This window comes from Flagellimonas myxillae, assembly GCF_023502235.1.
Classification (GTDB): domain Bacteria; phylum Bacteroidota; class Bacteroidia; order Flavobacteriales; family Flavobacteriaceae; genus Flagellimonas; species Flagellimonas myxillae.
On record NZ_JAMFLY010000001.1, the window covers coordinates 1,623,527 to 1,648,977 of the forward strand.

The 25,451-nt window shown below is 43.8% G+C and carries 15 protein-coding genes; all 15 read right to left on the minus strand.

Going from position 1 to position 25,451, the window contains the following annotated elements; genetic code table 11:
* Positions 1 to 63: 63 nt before the first annotated feature.
* A complete protein-coding gene (locus tag M3P07_RS07385) occupies positions 64 to 1,218 on the minus strand; it encodes a M14 family metallopeptidase (protein ID WP_249969256.1) in 1,155 nt (384 codons plus the stop codon).
* Positions 1,219 to 1,354: 136 nt separating this feature from the next.
* Positions 1,355 to 2,743 carry a SusD/RagB family nutrient-binding outer membrane lipoprotein gene (locus M3P07_RS07390; RefSeq protein ID WP_249969257.1) on the minus strand — a complete coding sequence of 463 codons (1,389 nt, stop codon included), beginning with the start codon at positions 2,741 to 2,743 and terminating at the stop codon, positions 1,355 to 1,357.
* Positions 2,744 to 2,753: 10 nt separating this feature from the next.
* Complete coding sequence (locus M3P07_RS07395; protein WP_249969258.1) at positions 2,754 to 6,350, minus strand: SusC/RagA family TonB-linked outer membrane protein; 3,597 nt, start codon at positions 6,348 to 6,350, stop codon at positions 2,754 to 2,756.
* An 81-nt stretch (positions 6,351 to 6,431) separates the two neighbouring features.
* Positions 6,432 to 7,643, minus strand: a complete 1,212-nt coding sequence (locus tag M3P07_RS07400) for a FecR family protein (protein ID WP_249969259.1) — start codon at positions 7,641 to 7,643, stop codon at positions 6,432 to 6,434.
* Between the two features lie 140 nt (positions 7,644 to 7,783).
* Entirely contained in the window at positions 7,784 to 8,371 is a 588-nt protein-coding gene (locus M3P07_RS07405; protein ID WP_249969260.1) for an RNA polymerase sigma factor, read from the minus strand.
* 197 nt (positions 8,372 to 8,568) lie between these two features.
* Positions 8,569 to 9,456, minus strand: coding sequence for a glycoside hydrolase family 17 protein (locus M3P07_RS07410; RefSeq protein ID WP_249969261.1), 888 nt, complete (start codon positions 9,454 to 9,456; stop codon positions 8,569 to 8,571).
* 72 nt (positions 9,457 to 9,528) lie between these two features.
* Positions 9,529 to 10,164, minus strand: coding sequence for a hypothetical protein (locus M3P07_RS07415; RefSeq protein ID WP_249969262.1), 636 nt, complete (start codon positions 10,162 to 10,164; stop codon positions 9,529 to 9,531).
* 26 nt (positions 10,165 to 10,190) lie between these two features.
* A complete protein-coding gene (locus M3P07_RS07420; RefSeq protein WP_249969263.1) occupies positions 10,191 to 11,621 on the minus strand; it encodes an MFS transporter in 1,431 nt (476 codons plus the stop codon).
* Positions 11,622 to 11,631: 10 nt separating this feature from the next.
* Positions 11,632 to 13,143, minus strand: a complete 1,512-nt coding sequence (locus M3P07_RS07425) for a glycoside hydrolase family 30 protein (protein WP_249969264.1) — start codon at positions 13,141 to 13,143, stop codon at positions 11,632 to 11,634.
* Between the two features lie 43 nt (positions 13,144 to 13,186).
* Entirely contained in the window at positions 13,187 to 14,479 is a 1,293-nt protein-coding gene (locus M3P07_RS07430) for a glycosyl hydrolase family 17 protein (protein WP_249969265.1), read from the minus strand.
* Between the two features lie 15 nt (positions 14,480 to 14,494).
* Positions 14,495 to 17,956: a hypothetical protein gene (locus M3P07_RS07435; RefSeq protein WP_417952420.1), complete on the minus strand. Its 3,462-nt coding sequence runs from the start codon at positions 17,954 to 17,956 to the stop codon at positions 14,495 to 14,497.
* Between the two features lie 21 nt (positions 17,957 to 17,977).
* The gene (locus tag M3P07_RS07440) at positions 17,978 to 19,492 is read right to left on the minus strand and encodes a sugar porter family MFS transporter (protein ID WP_249969266.1); all 1,515 of its coding nucleotides are present in this window, start codon (positions 19,490 to 19,492) and stop codon (positions 17,978 to 17,980) included.
* Between the two features lie 176 nt (positions 19,493 to 19,668).
* On the minus strand, positions 19,669 to 23,133 hold the full coding sequence (locus tag M3P07_RS07445; RefSeq protein WP_249969267.1) for a PKD domain-containing protein: 3,465 nt from the start codon (positions 23,131 to 23,133) through the stop codon (positions 19,669 to 19,671).
* A gap of 16 nt (positions 23,134 to 23,149) precedes the next feature.
* On the minus strand, positions 23,150 to 24,001 hold the full coding sequence (locus M3P07_RS07450) for a glycoside hydrolase family 16 protein (protein ID WP_249969268.1): 852 nt from the start codon (positions 23,999 to 24,001) through the stop codon (positions 23,150 to 23,152).
* Positions 24,002 to 24,028: 27 nt separating this feature from the next.
* Complete coding sequence (locus M3P07_RS07455) at positions 24,029 to 25,444, minus strand: carbohydrate-binding protein (RefSeq protein WP_249969269.1); 1,416 nt, start codon at positions 25,442 to 25,444, stop codon at positions 24,029 to 24,031.
* Between the last annotated feature and the right edge of the window lie 7 nt (positions 25,445 to 25,451).

Sequence of the window (25,451 nt, forward strand, 5' to 3'; positions counted from 1 at the left end):
ACATTAAGCTTTGGGTGGGAACAGCCTATCACACCGATAAAAACAAGGGCTATATGTAGTAATCTACTCCGAAAAAGCACCATTGTTTTGTTTTTCCAATAAGGTTTTCATGAGTTGTTCGGCATAGACCTCGGCCTTTTTTCGAATGGTATCCCTGTTGATTTCGTCTCCATCTTCGTAGGTTACCGCTTCAGTGTTAAAGGCATTGATAAAGTAATTGTAGCAATATGGCAGTTCTTGACTTCTTCGTCGAGCCTCCACTGTGAAGGAAGATGTGGAATCGATTTTCTTGATCCATTCTGGGATAACACCAATAGTTTTGACCTCGTTTACCGAATCGAGAACCAAAATATAGGGACCACTATATGAAGTATGGAAGTCCAGCGCAAAACGGATTTTTTTACCTTGTTGGACCTTATCCTCCACAAACTGCTTTACAGTTTGGGTTTCAGGCTGTGTAAAATCAATCCAATCCCTATTCAAGTCCACTCCCTTGGCATTGTGCCTCCAGTTGCCCATGTCGGCCCCATCTGGATTCAACAGGGGGAAGGTATAAATATTGAAAAATTTCCTAAACGCCTTTGCTGTTTCGGCTTCCGAGAAAAGGGTCTCATAGAAGCTTTTAAATCCGATGGTTCCTCCAGGGATCTCCGGTGGATGTTGTCTTGCAACCAATACAATGGCGTTATTTGCATTCTCTGGTTCATGCACTATGGCATAAATATCTTTACCTAATACCGTTTTCCCAGCTACCACAATTTGCGTTTGATCAAATGTTTTCATCCAGGCATAGGTATCGTCCGAAGTTTCAATTTCTTGGGCCGAAACATACAGTTTTTTAGGAGATACCTCTAATTGTAAGGTAGCCGTGTGGTCAAGTGTATCAATTTCGATCTTCGAACTATCCATGGGTTGCCAATGAATTTTATCCGTGCTCAGCTTGGGTACGTAACGATGTTGGTACGCTCCATAATCCAAGGTTAAATTGATTGTAGTATTGCCCTTGGCTGTTACTGCAAAGGCATACCACGGACTTTTGTTTACCGGTTCAAATGCGGGTAGAACCTTTGCTCTATAGGCATTCTTCCCGGTAACCTCTACCGCTGCCAACCGGGCACTTTTAAAGGAGACATCAAAAATGACTTCATCAGAATCCTTTTTGCCACAGGCAACAAGCAGGACAAGGGTAAGTATCCCTAAAAAATATTTTGCTGGCATTTTAGTATGGCAAGGATTGGTCTAAACGATTACTAACGGTTTGAATTAACAGGCTGTCCAGGGTTGATTGAACAGCCTGTTTTCAGAACAACACTTAATTTTAAAAACTAAACTTGAACTAACTCAATCCTTTAAATTACTGGTTCACAGGGGTTTTTACAAAAATATCAGCTATATCCGGAACATTGGCCTCGTTGGTATTTTCCTCGGAGAATGGGTATAGAAATCTCTCTGGATGCTGGCTTCCCACATTGAACGGAACTCCTACTTGTATGGCTACTGGGTCCTTTTTGGTCCTACGTAAATCGGTGAAGCTCACCAATTCGGCAAAGAAGGAAACATAGCGTTCCTGGATGATTTCCCTTAACAGGGCATCTTCCATAGATAGGGAACCATCCACATTTTCTATGCCCCCCGATTCGAAATCGGCTTGAACATAATCGTCATAGATTCCGGTGGTTATTGCAAAATGTTCCCCATTTCTAAGATTACTCCGATGCTCGTTCAATTTCGTCAATGCAGTGGCGAAGTCATTGGACCTAATAGCGGCTTCTGCCCAGGTCAGTAAACTTTCCTGAACCGATACAAGATTCATAGGCTCGTCCACCCCGGCAATACCATTTAAGTTTATTTGGGTGCCATCAAAATAATAGGCCGCCCTGTCCACCTCGTCTGTCTTGGCATTGTTCCTGTTGTTTACACCGGTCATCAATTCAATTAAATAGGTGCCCTCGGTGGTCAGATCATCGGGAAAACTCCCGGTAAAGAACTGGTTCAACAAGTTGGTATCTCCGGTGAGCACTACCGCCGGAGGCGTATATTGCATGGATTCGGAAGCCATTGAAACCCCATTTTGGACAGCTCCAATAGCGCTACCATAATCTCCTACCTCAAGATACAATCTTGCTTTAAGGGTATAGGCCGCCCTAATCCAACCATTGGAATCCCCTCCAAAAAACAAATCCTCTGAAATTCCTCCACCTGTTCCCGCAGCTTGTAAATCTGCAATGGCTTCATCCAGTAAGCTCTGTAGGCCACTGTAAACCGCCAATTGTCCATCATAAGCTGGAGTTGGGATTTCTGGATTTACCGCTTCGGTAAAAGGTACATCCCCAAACATACTAGCCGCCGTACCAAGGGCATGGGCCTCCAAAACCTTGGATGCACCAAAGAAAAAGTCCTTGTTGGTTACTGGAATACCACTTCGCAACTCTCTTGCTTGTTGCACAACGCCCACGTAAATATTGAACCATGGGGTATCCGAGTTTGTATTTCCATACTGATATTCTTGAATGGGGGCGAATCGCCCACTTCCTGCAAAATTGCCTGTCCAAACTCCTGCTGCCCAGTTTAAATATCCCAATTGGGCTGTGATATCCGCCAATTGCATTCCCGTGAATAGGGTTTGTCCATCGACGGTGCTAATGGTGTTCGGGTCGTTGTCGTTGATATCATCTACAATTTCCTGACATGCGAGGAAACTGGAAAGAATTACTATTGCTGCGCTTATTTTAAATACTTTCATAACTCCTTTTTTAAAATGTTAAACTCAAGTTGAACAAATAGGATTTGGTAGATGGATTGGTGTAGTAATCCAATCCTCTTGAGTTCCCAACCCCGGCAAAATTTTTGTCCGGGTCATTACCGATTACATCTGTCCAAAGCACAAGGTTTCTTCCTGTGAAGCTCAGGTTCAAATCGGAGAGTTTTAATTTTTCCAATACCTTCTTACCAAAGGAATAGGTAAGGGTCAACTCCCTTAAACGGGTCCAGGTGGCATCTTGCAGCCATAGTTCACTGAATCCTCTGTTTCCAGCGCCATTTCCGCGGTACCAGTTCTGCTCTAAAAGAACCGGACCAGCACCAAAATCGAATAGGTTACCTCGAACTACGTCTCCTGCGGAATAGGTTGCCCCGGTCACATCGTTGATTCCATCTGATGGAATGGTCACTTTGTTTCCAGATTCCCTACTAAATCCACGTTGGGAATTGATTTGACGGGTCATATCATAGAAATCTCCGCCCTGGGAATGTTCAAACAAAACATTCAACGCCAAATTTTTGAACCCTAAATTGAATCCTAGGCCCCCGGTCCAGTCCGGGTTTGGATCTCCAATAACATCGTATTCTGGAGTTCCGACCGGAAATCCATTTGCATCCAGTTGGATACTTCCATCTGCATTGCGCGGTAATTTTCCGCCAAAAATAGCTCCCATTTGGTATCCTACAGCAGCAACTGAATCACCCGTGCCAAATCCTGTTAGCGTTTGAACATCTGCTTCGGCCAAACTTGTCACCTCGTTTTTGTTGGTTGCAAAATTTCCGTAAGGGGTAAAAGTCCAAAACTCGTTATCTCGCAAAATGTTGGCACTAAACTCAAATTCAAACCCGTGGTTTTTCATTGAGGCCCCATTGGTATAGATGCTCGAGAAGCCACTGGAAGGTGACCTATCCAATGTTAAAAGGATATCTTCAATATCGTTGGTGTAATAGGTAAAGCTGGTATTCAACATGTTCTCGAAAAATCTAAACTCCAAACCTCCTTCAATTTCAGTTTTGATCTCCGGCTTAAGGTTGGCGTTCCCAAGTCTATTATCTAGTCTAAAACCACCTCCGTGGTTGGTTGCGGACAGGTTTCCAAATATTCCATTACTATAGGTAAAGTCCCCCTCATAATTTGTGGCACTTCTATAAATATCGGGTTGGATACCCACCTTACCCCAGCTCAACCTTGCCTTGGCAAAGCTTACAAAGCTATCTTCGGGGAAAAAATCGGCATCAGAAAATTGCCAAGCCACACTGGCCGATGGGTAGAAAAAAGGATCCTTAATGGTTGAAGCGGCTTCAACGGTACCGGATAGGTCGATATAAAGTTGCTCATACAATCCAAAATTGGCCGTGGCAAAGCCTCTATTGGACCTTCTATGACTGATAAAATTATCTCCTTGGATTATTCTTGAGTTGTCCAAAGTGTATATTTCATCGTTCACAAGAAAATCGCTACCAACAATTGTTTCTCTATTGAACTTCCTATCGTTGATATTCCATCCCAAAATAAAGGAAGAAGTAATGTCATCGGTAAGGTTCCTATCATACTTGGCGATGGCATCAAAATTCAATTCTGTTGCCCCGATGCTCTCAAAGGTTAAATTTCCTTCCAACCTAGGAATAAGCCCAGTCCGAGCCGAACCGCGTGGATATAAATAGGTTCGATCATCACTATAAGTATCCACACCTCCCCTAAGTTTTATGTTCAAACCTTCCAATGGGTACACATCAAGCTCTGCAGAATAAATATGGCGGTTCACAATATTTGGGGCTTTTTGTTTGTTGGTGGTCCAAAGTGGGTTGTTGTAAAATGGACGTTCGGAAGCCCCTACCGGATTTCGGTAAGACCTATGCCTACCACTAAACTCAGCGCCTGTGTCACTAACATAGGTACCCGTATAGTCCCTAATATCAAAATCGGCAATGTTCCTGTAAAACCCGAGAAGCAATCCTGCGGTATTGGAGTTTTGCTGAATTCTATTGGCACTAATCCTGGAGTATTTTCCCTTTAATTTTAGGTTGATGTAATCGTTGAATCTATGTGAAGCACTCAGGTTCACTGTATGTCTTCTGTAGTCATTATTCTTAATTATCCCTTCTTGATCAGTATTTCCCAAGCTGAAGAAGATATTACTCTTTTCGTCGCCCCCGCTCACACTCACAGATTGTTCCAAGAGCACCCCGGTCCTAAAGACCTGGTCAAAGTTTTCATCCAAAAAGGTCTCTTGGGAATTTTTACCACCGTGAAGGTTGTCTGTAGTTCCATCAGGAATAGGATAATAAGTCCTTCCCGTTTGATCACCGATAAAGAAGCCTCCCGAAGTATCAAAATTGTCCTCTCCGCCGGAACGCGTGGAAATTTCATCCCCCCATCCATGCAGATAGCCATACCTAAATCTTCCATCAAGTCCTTGTCCGTAGTTAGATTGTAGAGGCGCAATGGCGTTAACTTCATCTAAGGAAACAGCGGTTTTTAGATTGACCCTAAAACCTCTCCTACCCGATTTTGTGGTGATAATTACCACCCCATTGGAGGCCCGAGATCCCCAAAGGGCAGCTGCAGATGCACCCTTTAGCACTTGTAAGGTCTCAATATCGTTAGGATTGATATCGTTCAACCGCGACTGCTGGGAGGTACCGTTACCCGTTGCACTACTCGCCCCACCTTGGGTGCTGCTGTTACTAATGGGTATTCCATCAACAATAATCAAGGGTTGGGTACTTCCAAAAATGGTGTTGGCACCCCGAATTCGGATATTGGAGCCAGCTCCCGGATCACCATTGGACCGAGTGATGTTAACCCCAGCCATTTTACCTTGAATGGCATTGGCGACCGAGGTTTCCCCAGAACGAACCAAAGCCTCGGGTTTTACGCTGGAAACCGCGCTACCCAATTTATCGGTACGTACTTCAAAACCCAAAGCGGTAACCACTACTTCATCCAAAGCCTGTGCATCTTCCTTTAATACAACATTGACAGTGGACTGTCCGTTTACGGGAACCTCCTGAGTGAGGTATCCAATATAACTTACCACCAATACGGCGTCCCCACTTGGCACTTCAAGGGAATAATTTCCATCAAAATCCGTAGTGGTCCCATCCGTGGTTCCCTTGACCACAATACTGGCTCCTGGTAATGGTCCAACATCATCGGTCACCGTACCCGAAACCGCCAATTGTGGTGCTTCTTTGGTGGCCCTTGGTTGGGTTTTAATCGCATTTTTTTTCAACACGACCTGTCTTCCATTAATGTGGTAGTCAATACGGTTGGGCTTAAAATGCTTTTCCAGTGCACCTTCAATGGTCTGGTTCTTAATTTTAAGATCCCCTTTTCTTTCATTCAAAGTTGGCAGCAAATCCTCACCGTACATAAAAACAAACTCACTTTGCCTCTCAATGCTATAAATGATATCCAGCAATGTGGCATCCTTTAAATTGACCTTGAGCTTCGTTTTTTGTGAGTAAGCGTCTGTGTAAGAATAAAGTGTGAAGAGCAATAAAAATAGTGTCAGAAACCTCATCACTTTTTTGATTTTGTCCATAAAATCGCCACGGCGATCATACGGAAACCCCATTTTTTCCATAATTTAGTTAGTTGTTTGTTTAAACAATTCCTGTTTTTACAGGTTACCCGCCAGAGCATGGTGCGAACATGCTCTGGTTTTTTATTTGGTAATCAAATATCCATTGACTCCATTTTTTTCATATTTGGCCGAAGCCGATACGGCTAAATTCTCCATGGTTTCTTCCATGGTGTCATTAAGGTCCAGTTTACCGGTCAGCCTAAATTCTTCGTTAATACTTTCAGCCAATTCAATCTCGATGTTGTAATAGTCTTCCACGCGTTTCACAACATCTTTCAACCTTTCCCCCCTGAATATCAACAATCCCTTGGTCCAGGATATGTAGATTTCGGTATCGACCTGCATTTTGCTTTGCACGGCTTTAGCCGATACACTCCACTCCACAAGTTCGCCAGGTTGCATAATGGTTTTCTTGTCCTTTCCAAATAGGCTGTTCTTGGCTTTGTTGACCAAGTGAACCTCACCTTCGGCCAATACGGTGGTAACCCTATCGTTTTTGCCATAGGAATTCACGTTAAACTTGGTGCCCACCGCGGTCACGGAAAATGCTTCGTCTTTTAGCACCTTGACCGTAAAGGGTCTGCTGGCGTCCGACTCCACCTCAAAAAAGGCCTCTCCATCTAGATAAACTTCCCTGGAATCTCCTAGGAACTTCTTTGGAAATACCAATCTGGAACCGGAGTTTACATGCACAATGGAACCATCCGACAGGGTAATTTTACTATGCTTCCCGAAAGGCACGATGAGTTGGTTCATTTGAACTTCTTCAACAGCAGTGCCCGCACTGATATCCAACGTATCCTTTTTGTTGATTACCAAATTGTTGTTACCGGAGTAATTGATGATAGACCGTTTTTCATCAATGGCAATCTCTTGGTCGTTTTCAAGTATAAGTTTGGTATCAGTGACCGAATCTATGGCCACTTGCAACAAGGAATCTATATTGACATTTTCTTTTTCGGAAGATTCAATAGTTAAATAATAGGCAGTACCAACAAGGACCAAAAAGATAGCTGCGTATTTTAAGAAATTCAGGTATATCGGTCCCTGACCAGATTTCGCCAGAACTACCTTGTCGTAAATCCTATCTAAAATTTCCTGCTTTTCGTTTTGGGATAGTTTGTCATTGGTCGCCTGCAAGGCTCCCAAGTATTGTCTTAATATTTTAATTTTCCCTTCCTCCTCAGGATTTTGACTGATGTATGTTTCCCAATAAGCGTTTTTTTCATCCGTGGGATCAACAATCCAATCCACAAATTTTTCGTCATCGAGATATTTATTGAAATCGTTCAATGCTATGCTATTTACCTCATAGGGACAGAAGTTTTCATTTTGTGGACACTTTTTTTAAACTTTTTTCGATTTTTTATCAGAATTGTTTCATTTCCGGCAATTAAATAAAGCCCGGATACCATCAAAAAAGGTAAGTGGAATTATAGTATGCGTAGCATGGAATAGAACAGGACAATGCCCTTGTAGTCATCAAAAGCTTTGCTGTTCCTAAGTTTTTTAACCGCCCTGTAGACTTGCTTTCTGACCGAGGCATGATCTATGCCCACGATTTCAGATATTTCCTCATAGGCAAGGCCCACACTAAAGCGTAGGTACATGATCTCTTTTTGTTTTGAAGTAAGGGTTTGAAGGGCCTTCGTAACCAGCTGTTTCTTTTCCTCGTCCAGTTCGGACAAGATTCTTTTATCCTCGAAATTGTGACCGGCACTAAAACTCACCAAGGGCTGTTCGTGAAGTTTTAATTTTTTTCTTTCCTTTTTCTGCTTTTTGAAAATGGTATGCTTTAATGCCTTGAGAATATAAAATTTGATGTTGTAGGGTTCGGAAACTGCGTTTCTGCGTTCAAATATGTCAATGAAAACCTCTTGGATACTATCTTTTACCAATTCTTGGTCGGATTCCAATTTTAGGCCATAGGCATACATGTCATCAATACATGATCTATAGACGGATTCGAATGCTGTCTTGTCACCAGCTTTAAATCTTGACCATAAGTTGCCCTGATCCATAAATTTTTTAGTGCACGTTGGAACCCAATCTGGCCCCTACCTTTAATTGATAAAAACAAACTTAAAAAATAAATTTTACCTTGTTGTCGGGCACTAATTCATAACCCTTCCAAAAATCTATGTGATGCTGACCTAAAACCTACTGCGGTGTATTCTCGCCATAGAACTTGAAACTTGGGAAGACTATGTACAGGAATTTAGAACTTGAGATTCCCATCCTTGTCCCAAAGGCCCCAATAGGCACCTACATCGCCTTCGGCCCCAACTTTCCAGGACTCATCGAAGGAGGAGAAATAAAATATTTCAATATCATCTTCCTGTGACCATTTTTGGGTGTTCATAAAGTATTTTAACGCATTTTCCAGAGAGGGGAAGGCACCTTCCAAGTTGGTACCTTGACTGGGCCACCCGGTTTCCGAAATAATCACTTTTTTGCCGTTTCCGGCCCGAAGTGCGCGTTGGTACATATCTTTCATATACAATAGGGAATAATCCAGGTCACACCCTTCCCAAAAGGGATAACAATTGGCCAAGATCACATCGCAGGCTTCGGTAATTCTGGGGCGTTCCGAAAATTCGTAGTAGGCATCAACGTAGCCCACCGTGGTATTCGGAATGGCATCCTTGACCAAATGGATAAAATCGAGCAATTCATCTTCGGTAAGATCCCCGCGGTACATTACCTCGTTTCCAACGGCAGCAATATCGACATAACCTTCGTTGGCCAATTCAATAAGTCCAGCAATCTCCCTTTCATTGATTTCAGGATTATCGCCCAACCACGCACCCACAAGGGTCTGGATGCCATACTCCTTAGCAATCTTGGGAATAATTTCATTGCCATCGGTACAGGAAAATGATCGTACCCATTTCGTATAGGGCTTAATAATTTCCATACGCTCACGAATTTGTTCCTCGGTAAGTTGGTCTCCTGGATTTTGTCCTTCCACATACGGGCTAAAGCAAATGCCGTGCATGCCATCCTCAAGAGCCTGTCTGCCCAATTTCTTTAGTTCTTTGACCGACTTGCCACTATAGTCCAAGGCCGCCAGTGCCAAAAATTTCTCTTTTCTTCCTGAAGACATATTAGATATTCTTTTTGTTTGTTCTGTATGTTTAGGTTGCTTTGTTTCTTAACCGTGCCGTACCCAGAAATCTTAAAAAACCCCTCTACAGTTTTTACTGGTATAAATAACAAGGCGTTCCACTTCTTTGGCTCCTGCAGGCATTTCTGCCAATTGTAGCCCGGGGTAATCATCCACTTCCTTCCATTTTTCGATAGTTGTGCTGAAAAAGGTAGAGGCCGCGGCATCTGCTTCGTAAATGATCAAATCATAGGCTTCTCCCTTATCACCACCAAAGCGGGTGATTACCTGCCATTCCCCATCTCTTTTATAGGAGGTATTCGTATGATCGGATTGCGGGTAGTACCTGTCATCAGTGGGCCTAATGACCACCCAAATATCCTTATCGTGCCCCTCGGGGTAGACACCCTTGGTTAAAATGCGGCAATCCACCGAATCCTTCTCCATTGGGGAAACCACTTTAACGGTCTCTACGGGTCCACTTATCTTCAACTTTTTACCGATGGAAACTTGCTCCATTTGTGTGTTATAATTTATCAAATCGGATGAGTAGCTCCCGTAGATCATCATTAAGATTCCAATGATCCAAAATGCAGTGACCAATTTACTATTTAAAAATCCCTTTTCGGATTTCCCCTTTCTGTTGCCAATTATGGCGACTAGAATCAGAAAAACCCCTATTACTATGATTATTATTTTTGTTGACATCTCACTTTTTTTTATCTCCTTAAAACTTATAAAACTCCCCGTCTTTCCTCCAGCTGAGCCTTAATATCCTTTGCTCGCTCCTCTGACAAACTGTATTTCCACATCACCCAAATGGCCAAACCGGCGGTTACCACAGGGATAACAATATCGGCTATTCTTAATTTTGTCAAAGTCTCGACTGTTTGGGTAGCGGCATTACCATCAAACCCTATTACTTTTAGAACCAAGCCTCCCAGAACCAGTGCCAAACCTTGTCCAAGTTTCACGACCCACCAATATAGCGCACCAAAAGTCCCTTCCTTCCTTGGCATGCCATTGCGAAGTTCATCCAAATCACAAACATCGGCCGTCATACTCATCATCAAGGTAAACAAGCTACCTAATCCAAAGGACATTAAAGGTATGGGAATAAACGAGAGCCAAATGTTATCAGGTGTAAAAGCCCACCATTTTAGGATATAACCTACAATGGAGAGTGCTGTTGAAATAATAAAGGCTTTCTTTTTACCCCATTTTGTGGCCATGGCAGAAACAATGGGAATCACCAAAAACGCGGACACCAATGCCCCGATTGAGCTAAACCAAGCCGGCCAGGTCGCGGTAGCTTCGTAACTTCCATTGAAAATATAAAAGACAAATATGAAAAAGCTAAAGGAAGCCACAATCTGATACCCATTAAATACCAAAAATGTAGCACCACATAATTTCATAAAAGGCCTATTCTTTACCGCTTCCTTTATACTGATGAACAGGTCTTTCAAATTACTAAATATCGATGTGAACGTTAATTTTTTTCTGTTTCCCATGTGAGATGCATCAATACCACGACAAAAAATGGCTGGCAACAAGCCCAGAAACAAGCAAGCAACACCTACATAAATGGCCATGGTCCTGACGCCTTCAGCCTGATTAACAAATATATCTGGGTCAGCAATGATTACCCAAAACCAAGGAACGATCACCCAGGCCAATAAACCTACTGTTTGTGAAAATGCCATCAATCGTGTCCGCTCGTTATAGTCGGAGGTCATTTCATAACCAAGTCCAACCAATGGAGTTGCAAACATGGTGTTTCCAATCAAAAACACCATCGACATGATTAGGAAGTACCAGAAATTATAGTTCGAAGAATTGGTTTCATCCAATTGCCAAAGTAGTACAAATGTTATGGCACTTATGATTCCCCCAACCAAAATATAGGGTCGTCGTCTACCCCATTTAGAGCTTGTATTATCAGAAATAAATCCCATTATAGGGTCGGTAATTGCATCAAAAAATCGGGGCAATCCACCTAAAAGGCCAGCCAAAAATGGGTCCATTCCAAAAGCAGTCAGCAGGAAGAACATAAAGAACCCCAGGGCTCCAGGGTAAAGGTTCAAAACCAAGTGACCTGCTCCAAAGGCGGCTTTTTGACCCAAGGGGACCTTGTTTATTTTCACAATTTTTTCATTAGACATAATAGTTGTTTTAGTTTGTTGGCGTTGTTAGCTTCGCTTCATTCCCCGGTATCACAACAGTCTGCAAGGCCTGGGGGCTAATTGTAATCCCTACGGAACGTTTTCCTAGGGCTAGGATCGTATGTTTTGATTTTTTATCTTGATTTAAAAGGATGGCCACAATAGACCCATCAGGGTTTCTGGCAGCAGTTACTTGCAAGGACTCGTCGGTATTCGTAAAACCAATCCGTATTGCCCCAGGTCTTATAAATTTACTGAAGTGTACCATGGTATGGAAAAGCGGGGTAAAATAGACCTCATCTTTTTCAGGGTCCACAATGATCGGGGCCACGCACCAATTTTTAAACCAATTGGGACCTCCCTGGGTATCCAGCACCATGTTCCAATCTATCCAGCCATCTACCCAGTAGTTTAAGCAGCCAATTATATCCCTTGCATAACGATAAACCGGGACATATCTGGGATGCAGGTATTTTTGGGCTTCGGGCGCCCAGTCCCAACCCCAATCTGTCGCTTCTTTGGACCAATACCACAAATCTTCTTTCCACTTTGGAACCTGGGCATCCACGCAAGCTTCGGTTTGAATCAAGAATTTATCCGGTGCTTTTTTATGTGCGTACTGCAATGCTTCGGGAAATACGTTGTAGGTACTTGCATACCAATGGATAGCTGTTCCATCAAAGTACTTGGAGCTTGCCTCAGTGGCAAACATTGCATCCACCCATTCCTCAAGGTGTTCCCTATTCTGATCGTATCCCAATATCTTAATCCCCCTTTTGCCATCCTTCTCCAGTTGAGGACCTAGATGGTTTTGCACAAAATGGGTCATTTCCGCAGGGGAAAAGTGCATGCTTTCCCAATTGTTCCCGTTGCCCAAGGGCTCATTCTCAACGGTAATGCCCCAAATGTTGATACCCTCGGCTTTGTAGGCATCAATGTATTTGGAGAAAAACAAGGCCCATGTATCGTAGTATTTCGGTAGTAGTTTTCCTCCTGTCCAATGTTTGTTATCCTTCATCCATGGCGGAGCCGTCCATGGGGATGCCAAAATTTTGAAACCATCGGTGGACACCGCCATGGCATCCTTAATACATGGAATGATATCACCTTGATCCTCCTCAATGGAAAAATATTCCAATGCTACATCTTCCTCAACTGGGGCAAAGGAATAATTACCCAAGGCGAAATCGCAGGAATTTATGTGCGTTCGGGTCAAAGAATATCTTGCCCCATCATCCCCAAAATAGGCTTCAATGATTTTATTTCTGTTTGCTTTGCCCAACTTGTTCAGCAAATGTGCGGAAGCCTTTGTAAACGACCCACCAAACCCAGTTATGGTCTGATATTGTTTATCCGGAAACAATGAAATCTGTCCAGAGGCATTTGTTTCCAAAACCGCAGCAATTGGGGTCAATTTGTTGCCCGCAGCGGAGGTTTCATAAATGTCCACCTTCAATTTCCCTTGGGTTGAAGGGTCGATGGTTAAAACCGGTTCTTGTATATAAGCACCTTTGTTGAACATATTTTTCTTTTTCACTGCTCTGGAGGGCAATTGCACTTTTATGCTATTGCATTACCTCGCGTTCTTTCTTTAACGGGGGAGCCTGCACTTCCTTCATTAAGGCTTCTTCATCCCCATTGTATGTTTTGGTGATTGGGTTTCCATTTCGGCTTAGGCCTTCAAAAATTCCTTGATCCACCAAATCCCAAAGAGCGTACTTGGCCTGCCCATCCAAGGTGAACAATCCGAAGTGGTTCTCTGATCCATTCTTGTTTTGTGCATCCTTCCATTTTTCATTGAAGGCTTCAAAGTAAAAACAGGAAATTCCAGCTTTATTGGTCCATTTACGGATGTGCTGGTGGTACAGGGCTTCCTTGTATTCGTCGGTTGCTTTGGAACCTTTTGGTCCATAATGCCCATTGGAAACCGTGGCCCATCCTGTTTCACCAATGTGGATAGGTTTGTTTAATCCGAGGCTTTTTAAATAGTTGGTAACCGAATCGTACTGGGCAATGGCAAAGGCTTTGGACCTAAGCATGGCTGCCTCGATTTTTGCCAAATCGGGAAGTTGTTCTTCATCCTCGGGTACCAACCAGAATTCTGGATTGTAGTGGGAATTGTGATAGGCATAGGTGTGCATGGAAATATAATCCACAGCCTTTACCAATTTCTCTAAATCTTCGGTATGGTAACTGGAATCACCGCCTCCCCATGAGGAAAAGTCATCGGAACTGGTAATCCATAGGTCTTTGGGGAGTTTTCCCTCCTGTTTTAGTTGTTGTAGGTGGGTCACCCATTTTAGGATTACCCCGGGCTGTACGTAATAACTTGTGGCCCATCGGACCATGGCTTCATTACCAACCGCCACAATTTTTACAATCTCAGGATATTCGTTGGCCAATGCTACCGCCCTGGCGATTTCCCCTTCATTCTGTTCGCTTTCCACAAAATGGTCTGGCTCCAATCCCGTCCAAGCATTCTTGCAGTCTATCCAAGCTCCCAACATCACGTACATCTCAAACTTGGGGTCTTCCTTTTTTAGTTCCCTTATAGCTTTCAGTAAATTGGATGCCTGCTGCAATTGCACGTTATAGGTCCGCACAATTTTAATACCCATTGCGGATAGGATTTTCATGTCTTCTTTGAGCTCGTCCAATGTAGGTTGTATCTCACGGGTAACCGCTCTATATCCGCCATAGGAGATGGCCAAATAATCTGGGTTGCCTAATATGTCCTTAGCTGTCACTTCTTTTTCTATTTGGGATTTGACTTCTTCACTATTTTCTTTCTTGTCCTTACATGATTGGCAAAGGATCAACGCCATTGCAACCATAGTAATTCTGATAACTGCCCTCATTATATTCCTTTTTTTTCATCTTAGTTTTTTGGCCCTTATATTTACCCGGATTTGATTTACATTACCGGTTCTTTTGAATATTTTTTCACTTGTCTCCCTGTCCAATTCCAGAGTCCCAAAATGGGATACCTTATTGTCCTTGAACAGCACATCCGTTCCTTCCTCATCCGATATCTTATAAGTTATCGGGACTTGGCAATAGGTAAAACAAAGGGAGTCCTTGTCTAGCACAAGCTGTCTTGAAAACCCCTCAACATCAATATAATCGAATGTATCAACCCCGTTTTTAAATTCTTCCTTGCGCAGCAAACCAGGATTAAAACATAGTTTTCCTTCCTCCACGTAAACCCCAAGTTCGCCAAAGCGGCTCAGGATATCCTCCTTCACCTGCCCAGTCATACCCGGTTGTTGGGCCCCTTTGCCCGCTGGGGTATGCGAATAGGGATCCGTTGGAAATGCCCCATATAGTGATGGGGATTTATGAACACCTATACCTTCATTTATTTCATAAAAATGTTCCAACAAGCGACCAACAACCACCTCGTCGGCTTCCTCGGAAATGGCCTTTAAGCACGATTCTTGCACTGCAAGCAACAATTTGGAAACCATGTGCCAATAAATGGAACCTAAGCCCTCATAACCGAAAAACGTTCCAGAGCGTCCTGTAAAGGACTTGTGATCAAATTCGTTCTCAAATGCGTGTAATATGGCCAGTCTGTCTACCTCTACCTGTTTTCCAAATTTTGTGTTTGCCAACAAGTCCAAAGCCTCCTCAAGGTCATGGGCATTCCTGAAATTCCCGTTAAAATGGAAATCACCGTTCCCATCTTTTTCTATGATCTGCTTGTTGTCGTCATCCAATAACTGGGAAAGGAGTTTGATACCAAGAACCGTCTCTTCCGGAATACTGTTTTTCTCTGAAAACAAAGGCAATTCCTTATTTGGATATAATAGATAGCTGTACTGATCTTCCCTAAAGAGTTTGCTCTTCTTAAGGCCATCCAAAACCTCCAGAGCCTCCTTGGACGACAAATACCCAGAGCTTAATACGGCTACTTGGCCCTCCAGCATTTCACTGAGGTTGGATATTGAAATTCCTTCATTGCCTTCAACGGTCATCAGGTTATAGGCATGATATAAATTATCCGCACGTTTGTTATTATCTATGGAATGTTCCAAGTATTGAAGCCCTAGATCCACGAACTGTTTTAATTCCTCAAGGGAAATCCGACTTTTCTCTCCTGAAAAGGCACTATTGTATATCAACTCCCTGAATTCGCTCCCGGCACCCCCAAGACGATCGGTAATCTGCCTGCGGGCCGTATTGTCGATGGTCGAGGATAACAGCTTTTTATGCGCCTCAAATGTTTTTTTGATATCCTCAAAAAGTTGGCCCAGTTCCAATGATATCGTAAATTCCTCCGAGCTGGAATCAGTCAACACCTTATTGAGAAAACTCAGAAAACGTCTTAAATAATAAAGGGTAACCATGGATACCCCGTTGCCGACCAAAGCATTGTTGGCATCGTTCCATTCTGGACGTTGGGTGTTCATCCAAATACCCCCCTCAGGTATAAAATTGGAAAGCTTGGCCAATACCGTAGCCAACAATTTTTCGATAAAATTCACGCGATAAATACCACGGTCCCGATCTTGCAACAACGCTCCATCCGCTCCCAAAGTCTCCCTTCTCGACCGGATTTGGGCATCCATATCGTGGTCAAAATCTATAGTATCTTTTGGGTTTTCCAGGATTTTCCCATAGTTCTTTATTCTGTAAGGTACATTGGCATAGACAAATTGATCTTGGGTAAAATACTCATCCAATTTTCCTGGATAATGATTTTGCAAAAACTCTAAAAACTTGAGTAGATATATAATCTGATGGTCTCCCCAATATCCAATGTATGACCAAGGGTCGTCGGGCTCAATAATCTCCCAATCAAAACCATCCTTGGTCACCCTATACGGGTTGTAACCGTCAAAGGTTGTAGCGTTCAGGAATTTATTGATCATGCTTTCGATAAACTCTGGATACGAATGTGCTAGGGCTTCCCAATTCTGGAAGATATCCCGCCAATTCCCTTCGTAATCCAAAATTTTAGATCCGTCATTTTCATTTTTTGTGTTGATGGAGAATTTGTTCCACGGTCTACTGGGATCTCCATGCCTTCTACTAAATTTCAAAGGCATATATTCCAAACAAAGTCTTTTGAAGTCCTTATCCCCGCTTTTTTCAGCCAATTCTTTTAGGTCGGAGAGTGCAAAAACTTCGGGGAGGTCTTGAATTAGTGGTTCTGTCACTTTAAAAACCTCTTTGTTCGCTTTGGACATATAACTGGAGAAATCCCACTTTTCAATTTCATAATTGTTATCGAAAATCCCTCCACGCATAATGTTGAAGAGCGTGTTGGAGAAATGCCTAGTATCCCGTAATCCATCTGAAGTAAGTTGTAATCCATCGGAGGCGGCAACCAATTGAATCAACTGCTCGGTTCCTTTGGCGATATCTATTTCGATTTTTTCTTGAAGTTCCTTATCCTCTTTAATTTGATTCGAAATGGCAACAATGGAGGAATGATTTTGGTTAACGTTTGCTACCAGCATCCAATTTTCTTCTTCCTTGGGTGGTAAGGTCAAGGTAGTCTGCACAAAATATGCCCCTTTTTCGGCCTTTATATCGGTTTCGGGTTGAAGCGGAATTCCTTTTCTAAAATTGGAAAGCTGTAATGATGACAACAAATAACCCGCATTTTCCATTCCCAAGGACCACACAATGTTGGCCTTAAGTGCCTCACTGGGCTCTGCCCTGTCCACAATAATTGCACTGAGCGCATAGATTCCCAATCCAACGTCCTCGACCAATTCACTACGCTTATAGGCATCGACCAAATTACTCTGCCTGTTTTGCAGATCACTACCCGCACCATAAGGAATAATATTCTGAAGGCCATCCAACAAGGAAATGGTCTGCTCTTTATACCCATCATTGACAAGGGTACAATGTCTAACAAATCCATAGGTGTCACTGGAACTCCATTGATATCTGAAAGTCATTTCCAAATGATGATTGACCTCTTCAAAAATGATTTTGTCCCCATAAACGCTTTTGTACAGGTTTCTACTTATCCAATGTGTTCCCTGAAGCTTATCAGAAAAAGGCTCCCAAAGTTGGGGTTTGTCCCCATTGTCTACCCTAATAATGGTTTTACAGCCGGTGGTCTCAATGGACTCCGTGATCTTATCATCTGTGTAGTATGGAAAAAGGGAATATTCAGCATTTTTTCGCCCGGCAGTAAGTCCCCCATTGCTTGAAATAAACATCCAATGGTCAGAATCACTTACAATACTCATGAAAAATGGACGAAGAGCATCACTATTCGAAATTTTAAAATAGTGCTCGGTTCCAATTTTAACTTGTTCCATATCCCTAGTGTCGTTCCCTGTAAATTCCTGCATTATAATTTGTTCAGTCATTCAATTGTAATTCTTGATGTGCTATGCTCTTATCAATGATTGCTCTATTTCTTCCAGTGTCTTTCCTTTTGTTTCAATCACATATCTTTTTACAAAAAAGAATGCCAAAAAGGACAATAAGGCATAAATTGCAAAGGTTAGGGTTGGTCCCAAATTGGATAGTTCCCATGGAAATATTTGAGTCACGGAAAAACTAACCAAGGAATTGAAAAAACCCACCACCGATATTGCAATTCCCTTTATTTTACTAGGAAAAATTTCTGAAATCAAGGTCCACATCACCGGACCCAGCGAAATCGCAAATGCTGCCACATATAACAGAATGGCAACTAGGACCAGAGTAGCATTTATGTTGATAAAGTTGGTGATCTCGTTTCTTTTGAAGTTTAAGAATTGTTCGTCGTCCAGCTTTTCCCTAACTTCCTGAAACATTGCGGATTGGCCATCAAAGGATTGTCCTTTCATTTCCTGTAAGACTTGATGCATCTGTGGATCACTAACCCTATTTAGGGCATCTCCGCTAAACGTATATGTGGCATTGTTGAATGCCATGGTTGCCATAAGCAATGCAACGGTCATAGCACCTGTGCCGATGAGCAAAAGTGGTTTACGACCCAATCGGTCGATGAGCCAAATGGCGACCAACGTAAACAACAAATTGGTGAGCCCAACCACAATGGCTTGCAAAAATGAGGAGTCCGTATTGCCTCCCGCTTGCTCAAAAATGGTGGGTGCATAGTAGAAAATGGCATTTATCCCGGTTATCTGTTGAAAAAATGCAATGCCCAATGCGATAATCATAATAGTGGCATACTTTCCCTTCAGCAAATCCGAAAACCTGCCTTTCTCTTCCTTTTTCTTCAGACCTCTTTGGATCTCCGCTACTGTAATTTCGGCATACTCCTCCCCCCCAATCTTTTGCAGTATTTTACGAGCAAGTTTTACCTTGTTCAGTTTTAGAATCAACCATCTTGGACTTCGGGGAACGGTAAACAACGAGGCAAAGTAAATTAGAGCTGGTATAGCTTCAACCCCCAGCATCCATCGCCAGCTTTCATTCCCATAATTCACTAAAAAATAGTTGGAAAAATAGGCAACCGAAATACCGATTACAATATTCAATTGATTGAAGGAAACTAAACTACCACGGAGTTTCGGAGGGGCTATTTCGGCAATGTATATGGGAGCGATTAAGATAGCTCCACCAATTCCAATGCCGCCTATGATTCTTGCTATAATAAATTCCGAATAGCTGGTCGCCATTGCCGACCAAGTAGCCGAAATGGCAAAAAGGGCCGCAACAACAATTAGCACTTTTTTTCTTCCGAACCTATCTGCAAGGGGCCCTGCCAATAAATTACCTGCCATGGCGCCAAAAATGACACAGCCCACTGAAAATCCCAGCATGGCGTCGGTCATATTAAAATACACGGTAATGCCCTTGACAGCCCCAGAAATAACTGCACTATCAAATCCAAGTAGAAAGCCGCCCAAGGCAACTATCAAACTTATCAGTACCGTGTACGACTTATTCATTTTAACTATTTGCGAATTGGATTGCAAAGCGTATTTCTTTTTGGGTTAGATTTTTTGGAAACTGAAATTCAGTTAATGAACGGGCCGAAAAAAAGAGCTTCCGACCCATCCATATCCAACCAAACTTCATAGTCACCCATACTCCCAATGCGTATTGGGAATACAGTCAATTAGCATTAAATCTCTGTTACAACAACATCGTCTATTAATATCTCTCCTGCGCAAGTGCCAGCACCCCCGCAAGTAGCCTGAATCAGTAGGGATATTCCTTCCTCAATGTTAACATCTGTTGTAAACGTACCAGTATAGTCCTGCCAGACATCTACGGTACTAACATCGGAGGCATTACCCAAATCATGGGCAATAGCCGGGTCCGTTGCAAACTCCGAAAAGGCCAAAACTTGTAGAATTGCGCCATCTACGAAGCTTGTGGTGACCTTATACCTGAATGTCACCTGAACACCCTGATTCCCTGCAATACCGGTAGCAAATCGCTCTTGCTTGATGTTTGGTACCTGGGCAGGTCCGGAGGTCATACGTACAGAATATGTGCCTGAATTTGCATCCGTATCTATTATGGTCACGGCTCCACCTCCGTCGTTCAATTGCCAACAAGCAGCATCACCGGAATTGGCTTCAAAACCACCATTGGAGAGTAATTCACCACTTGGAGGTGCAGGGCATCCTCCACCGCCACCACTGGCATCTCTATAGAAATAGATATTATCCAGATAGATGTCCTGTGGGTCAGTATTGGCACTGCCATCCCCGTTGAACTGTCCGTCGAACTTCATTTGAATCACACTGTCCCACGTCATTCCTGTGAAATCCGCGATGGGAAGATCCACACTGTTCCAAGATCCCGGAGTTACCGGAACCACTACAAGTACCTCTCCGGCCCCAGTTCCACTGTTGATAGGGCTAATTTTTACTTGACGATCAGTACCCGAGGGCACCCAGATGTCCACATGGAGGAACTCCATGGCAGAAGCGTCTTGGGCATTGCCCGAGAAATCCGTACCCTGATAGTTGAAGGTTGGGTAGGCCAGGGCTAGATTGCCGTCTCCTGGATCAAAGGCTGTGTTCACCAAGCCGAAACCGGACTGTCCCCAATTGGGATCGTAGTCGATTCCGGTAACATTGGTATAAGCTTCCCCATAGACAGAGATCACATCTCCCGCATCCCTAGTTGGAGGCACAGGTGCCGAAGTGGTCGGTGCACTACCGCCACCCCCGCTGGGTTCCCTATAGAAATAGATATTGTCCAGATAGATATCATGTGGGTCGGTATTGGCACTGCCGTCCCCGTTGAACTGTCCGTCGAACTTCATTTGAATCACGCTGTCCCACGTCATTCCTGTGAAATCCCCGATAGGAAGATCCACACTGTTCCAAGATCCTGGAGTTACCGGAACCACTACAAGTACCTCTCCGGCCCCAGTTCCACTGTTGATAGGGCTAATTTTTACTTGACGATCAGTACCCGTGGGCACCCAGATATCCACATGGAGGAACTCCATGGCAGAAGCGTCTTGGGCATTGCCCGAGAAATCCGTCCCTTGATAATTGAAGGTTGGGTACGCTAGGGCTAGATTGCCATCCCCTGGATCAAAGGCTGTGTTCACCAAGCCGAAACCGGACTGTCCCCAATTGGGATCGTAGTCGATTCCGGTAACATTGGTATAGGCCTCTCCATAAACGGAGATCACATCTCCCGTATCCCTCGCTGGGGGCGCAGGTGCCGAAGTGGTCGGTGCATTACCGCCGCCCCCGCTGGCTTCTCTATAGAAATAGATATTGTCCAGATAGATATCATGTGGGTCGGTATTGGCACTACCGTCTCCATTGAACTGTCCATCAAATTTCAATTGTACAACTTCATCCCATGTCATTCCGGTGAAATCCCCGATGGGAAGGTCAACACTGTTCCAGGAACCTGGGGTGAGTGGAACCTCCGCTAGGAATTCCGCAACACCGGTACCTCCACCTCCATTAATGGGGCTAATTTTTACTTGTCGGTCAGTACCTGTCGGCACCCAGATATCCAAATGCAGGAACTCCATGGCCGAAGCATCTTGGGCATTGCCCGAGAAATCCGTCCCTTGATAATTAAAGGTTGGGTACGCTAGGGCTAGATTGCCATCCCCTGGGTCAAAGGCTGGATCCACCAATCCAAAACCGGACTGTCCCCAATTGGGATCGTAGTCGATGCCGGTGATATTGGTATAGGCCTCCCCGTAGACAGAGATCACATCTCCCGCATCCCTTGCAGGTGGAGCAGGTGCTGAAGTGGTCGGTGCATTTCCGCCACCACCGGCGCCTTCTCTATAGAAATAGATGTTGTCCAGATAGATGTCTTGCGGGTCAGTATTAGCACTGCCGTCTCCATTGAACTGTCCGTCGAATTTTAGTTGGACTACCTCATCCCATGTCATTCCAGTGAAATCCCCGATAGGAAGGTCAACGCTGTTCCAGGAACCTGGGGTCAGTGGAACCTCCACTAGGAATTCGGCATCGCCGGTACCTCCACCCCCATTGATGGGGCTAATTTTAACTTGTCGATCGGTACCCGTCGGCACCCAGATATCCAAATGGAGGAACTCCATGCTAGAAGCATCTTGGGCATTGCCCGAAAAATCCGTTCCTTGATAATTAAAGGTTGGGTACGCCAGCGCTAGATTGCCATCTCCTGGGTCAAACGCAGGATCTACCAAGCCGAAACCAGACTGTCCCCAGTTGGGATCGTAGTCGATGCCCGTGATATTGGTATAGGTCTCCCCATAGATGGAGATTACATCGGCAGCATCCCTTGTTGGTGGTGCTGGTGCCGAAGTCGTGGGCGCATTTCCGCCACCGCCTGTCATAGTCTCCACTTGCTCAATGTCGTCTATAAAAAATGTACCTGCCGTGGTTCCAGGCCCATCCACAAATAATGTGAATCTTGAAAAACTATCTGCAGAGTCAAAGTCAAAGGAAATGGATTCCCAACCAGAACCGCCATGGCTGGCAGTTTGCTCTACGTTTGCGCCAGTACCTTCTTCTAACTTCAATAAGACATCCACCGCAGCCTCTGCCCATAAATTCATCTTTATGGTTTTGTCTTCCGATAGATCAATTGCCGTTCCCAAATCGAAGAAGAATCCTTCAAATTGACTTCCGCTATTGGTTATGCTTCCTACCTTGGAAGCTTTATCATTTGAACCACCAGGTGCTGGGTTGTCCACTATATCGAAAGCTACCCCATTGAAGGTGGTTGCATTATAGTTTACATTGGCACCATCAAAGGTAATGGGCAACATTACTGGTTCTGGAACCACAATGACCAGTTCGTCATCAAAAGTATCCGTACCTCCAGCAGCATTGGTAGCTGTTAAACTTACTGTATACGTTCCTGTGGAAAAGGTTTTAATGGGGTCTATTTCCGTAGACGTAGTCCCATCTCCAAAATCCCATTCAAAATCTTCAGCATTTTCGGAGGTATTGATGAAAGAAACTGTACCTGTATCCTCGCTAATCAAATGTGAAAAACTAGCCAACACTTCTGGTAGCGCATTGCCTTCATCGTCTTCTTCGCATCCTAAATAGGAAATTGCCAAGATCATCAGGAAAATGACCTTTGCTCTGTTAAATAATAGTTTCATCGTTCTGAGAGTTAGTTTAGTCTGTTAAATTATTTTCGTACACCCTTACGTAGTCCACCAACATGGTCTGGGGGAAGGTGGTCTCATCATTGGGGGAACCTGGAAAGGTACCTCCAACGGCCACATTCAAAATGATATAAAAGGGATGGTCAAAAACCCATTCCCCTGCTACATCCTCTGGGGTTATTTGGTTATACAGGTCCCCGTCCACGTAATAATTGATGTATTCCGGTGACCATTCAATTCCAAATACATGAAAGCCCGTATCAAACCTATCGCCGGTCAATTCGTATTCCTTGGTTTCGGCTTCCCCGGCGGAATATCCTGGTCCGTGCACGCTTCCAAATACCACAGTTGGGGAATCCCCGAGGTATTCCATGACATCGATCTCTCCACATTGGGGCCAGATATTTTGATCACAATCGTTCCCTAGGAGCCAAAACGCTGGCCAAATTCCCTTGCCATAAGGCAGTCGAATTCGGGCTTCGAAGCGTCCATAAGCCTGTTCGAAAAGGCCTTGGGTTGTCAATCTTGCTGAAGTATAGGAAGCTCCTTCAAAGGATTCCTCCCTAGCAGTAATCAACAAAAAGCCATTATCAACTTTTACATTTTCGGTTCTGTCGGTGTAAAATTGTAATTCTTGATTACCCCATCCATCACCATTGGGTCCCCGCCCAATATTGTAATTCCATAGGGATGGATTCGGGGCTCCTTCGGTATCAAACTCATCCGACATCACAAGTTTTGTAAGTGTTGTCACCGTTTGGGTTTCTTCCGTTTCGCAAGCTGTCATTGCAAAAAGCAATAGGATCAATAGCATCGGAACCTGTACGGCTATCGTATGCTTAATTTTATATGAATTCTTCATTGTAATTGTTGTTTTAGATGAGATTGACTACTTGTAGTAATAAATGTTGTCCACAAAAATGTCGGCTATGGTTCCATCCGAAATGAAGAACAACAATCCGATCTGGGAACGATCCCCCAAGTCGGCAAAATCAGCAAGTGGTATATCCAGGCTAACCCATTGATTGGCCACAAGAGTGCTGGAATCGATGGTCACAGACCCAGAAGTTTCATTGTTTCCTACGGAATTTAAAAGTTGTAGCCTGATGAAATCGTCAGCATCTACGGCCTCATTAACCTTAATGTCCACATGCAAGTGGGTCATGTCGGTTAGATTAAGCGGGGCAACATCATTAAAGGTGCCAATACCCACAAAATTCAGCAAGGTGTAGTTGATGATCATATCGCCGTTGACATCGATTGGGGGTGCTCCCCCTTCGGTAGTCTGGAAACCATCGGTAAAGAATCCGTTATAGTAATCCACAGGAACGTTGTTATAGGCATCGCTAAAAACGGAGATAACATCCCCAGCATCCCGAGCGGGAGGCGTTGGGGCAAAATCGAATGTTCCTGCAACATCCAAGGCCAAGGAACCAGCGGCAGCTACGTTGGCCAATGTGGCCGTTATCGTTGCCTGACCTGTACCTACAACCGATACAACCCCCAATTCGTTCGACCTGGCCACATCCACATTGGTGGATTGGAAATCGAAATAAGAGGGTTTGGCAATTACTGTGATATTTTCACCCGATCCGGAATTGAAAGTTTGCGTAAGGCCAGTCAAGGTAATCGGAATATCTATGAACGCGTCCTGTTCAACATCCTCTCCATTTAAAATGGAGGGTTGCGCTTGGGCAATGGTCCCCAAATTTTCAAACCTTACCTCATCCAACCAAAATGTATAACCGAACCCTCCTGTATCGTTGGTGCCAGCTGCGTACCAGAGCATTCCCTTTTCTTCTATCAATTTAGAGGCATCAGGAATTGGAATCACGTATTTGGCCCACTGGGTTCCCAAGCTAACATTGGTTCGGGTTACCTGGAATTTGTTTTCTCCAAAGTCCTGTCCAAATCCAATTTCACCAATGTTAACCCCTTGAGATGCCTTGGCCCAAAAAGTGAGGGCATCGAATCCGGTTAAATTACGGCCAGAACCATCAATTCTAAAGATGGCACCAGCAAAATTTCCATTGGGGTCATTGGCATTGGGCACGTCAATCCTAATCGATGCTTGGCCTTCGTAAGCGGTATTTTCGTCTACAGAGAAAGCAGTCGCCTTTGACCCCAAAAATGGAAAGTAAAAATTGCTGCCCAAACCAACCGGTAAATCTGTAAATACGTCTCCAGTGGTTGAGAATGTGGCAAACTCGGCTTCGTCGGAGAGATCTCTCTCACATCCGAGCAATATCATAAAAACCAAAACCGAAAGGATGGTTTTCCCATTTCGTTGTTTTCTATTTTTCATGTCCATT

What these genes read in the sequence shown, in the direction of transcription:
- M3P07_RS07445 (WP_249969267.1), bottom strand. Translation starts at nt 23,133, where the DNA reads ATGAAACTATTATTTAACAGAGCAAAGGTCATTTTCCTGATGATCTTG.
- M3P07_RS07420 (WP_249969263.1), bottom strand. Translation starts at nt 11,621, where the DNA reads ATGTCTAATGAAAAAATTGTGAAAATAAACAAGGTCCCCTTGGGTCAA.
- M3P07_RS07385 (WP_249969256.1), bottom strand. Translation starts at nt 1,218, where the DNA reads ATGCCAGCAAAATATTTTTTAGGGATACTTACCCTTGTCCTGCTTGTT.
- M3P07_RS07395 (WP_249969258.1), bottom strand. Translation starts at nt 6,350, where the DNA reads ATGGAAAAAATGGGGTTTCCGTATGATCGCCGTGGCGATTTTATGGAC.
- M3P07_RS07430 (WP_249969265.1), bottom strand. Translation starts at nt 14,479, where the DNA reads ATGAGGGCAGTTATCAGAATTACTATGGTTGCAATGGCGTTGATCCTT.
- M3P07_RS07425 (WP_249969264.1), bottom strand. Translation starts at nt 13,143, where the DNA reads ATGTTCAACAAAGGTGCTTATATACAAGAACCGGTTTTAACCATCGAC.
- M3P07_RS07450 (WP_249969268.1), bottom strand. Translation starts at nt 24,001, where the DNA reads ATGAAGAATTCATATAAAATTAAGCATACGATAGCCGTACAGGTTCCG.
- M3P07_RS07440 (WP_249969266.1), bottom strand. Translation starts at nt 19,492, where the DNA reads ATGAATAAGTCGTACACGGTACTGATAAGTTTGATAGTTGCCTTGGGC.
- M3P07_RS07405 (WP_249969260.1), bottom strand. Translation starts at nt 8,371, where the DNA reads ATGGATCAGGGCAACTTATGGTCAAGATTTAAAGCTGGTGACAAGACA.
- M3P07_RS07415 (WP_249969262.1), bottom strand. Translation starts at nt 10,164, where the DNA reads ATGTCAACAAAAATAATAATCATAGTAATAGGGGTTTTTCTGATTCTA.
- M3P07_RS07435 (WP_417952420.1), bottom strand. Translation starts at nt 17,956, where the DNA reads ATGACTGAACAAATTATAATGCAGGAATTTACAGGGAACGACACTAGG.
- M3P07_RS07390 (WP_249969257.1), bottom strand. Translation starts at nt 2,743, where the DNA reads ATGAAAGTATTTAAAATAAGCGCAGCAATAGTAATTCTTTCCAGTTTC.
- M3P07_RS07455 (WP_249969269.1), bottom strand. Translation starts at nt 25,444, where the DNA reads ATGAAAAATAGAAAACAACGAAATGGGAAAACCATCCTTTCGGTTTTG.
- M3P07_RS07410 (WP_249969261.1), bottom strand. Translation starts at nt 9,456, where the DNA reads ATGTCTTCAGGAAGAAAAGAGAAATTTTTGGCACTGGCGGCCTTGGAC.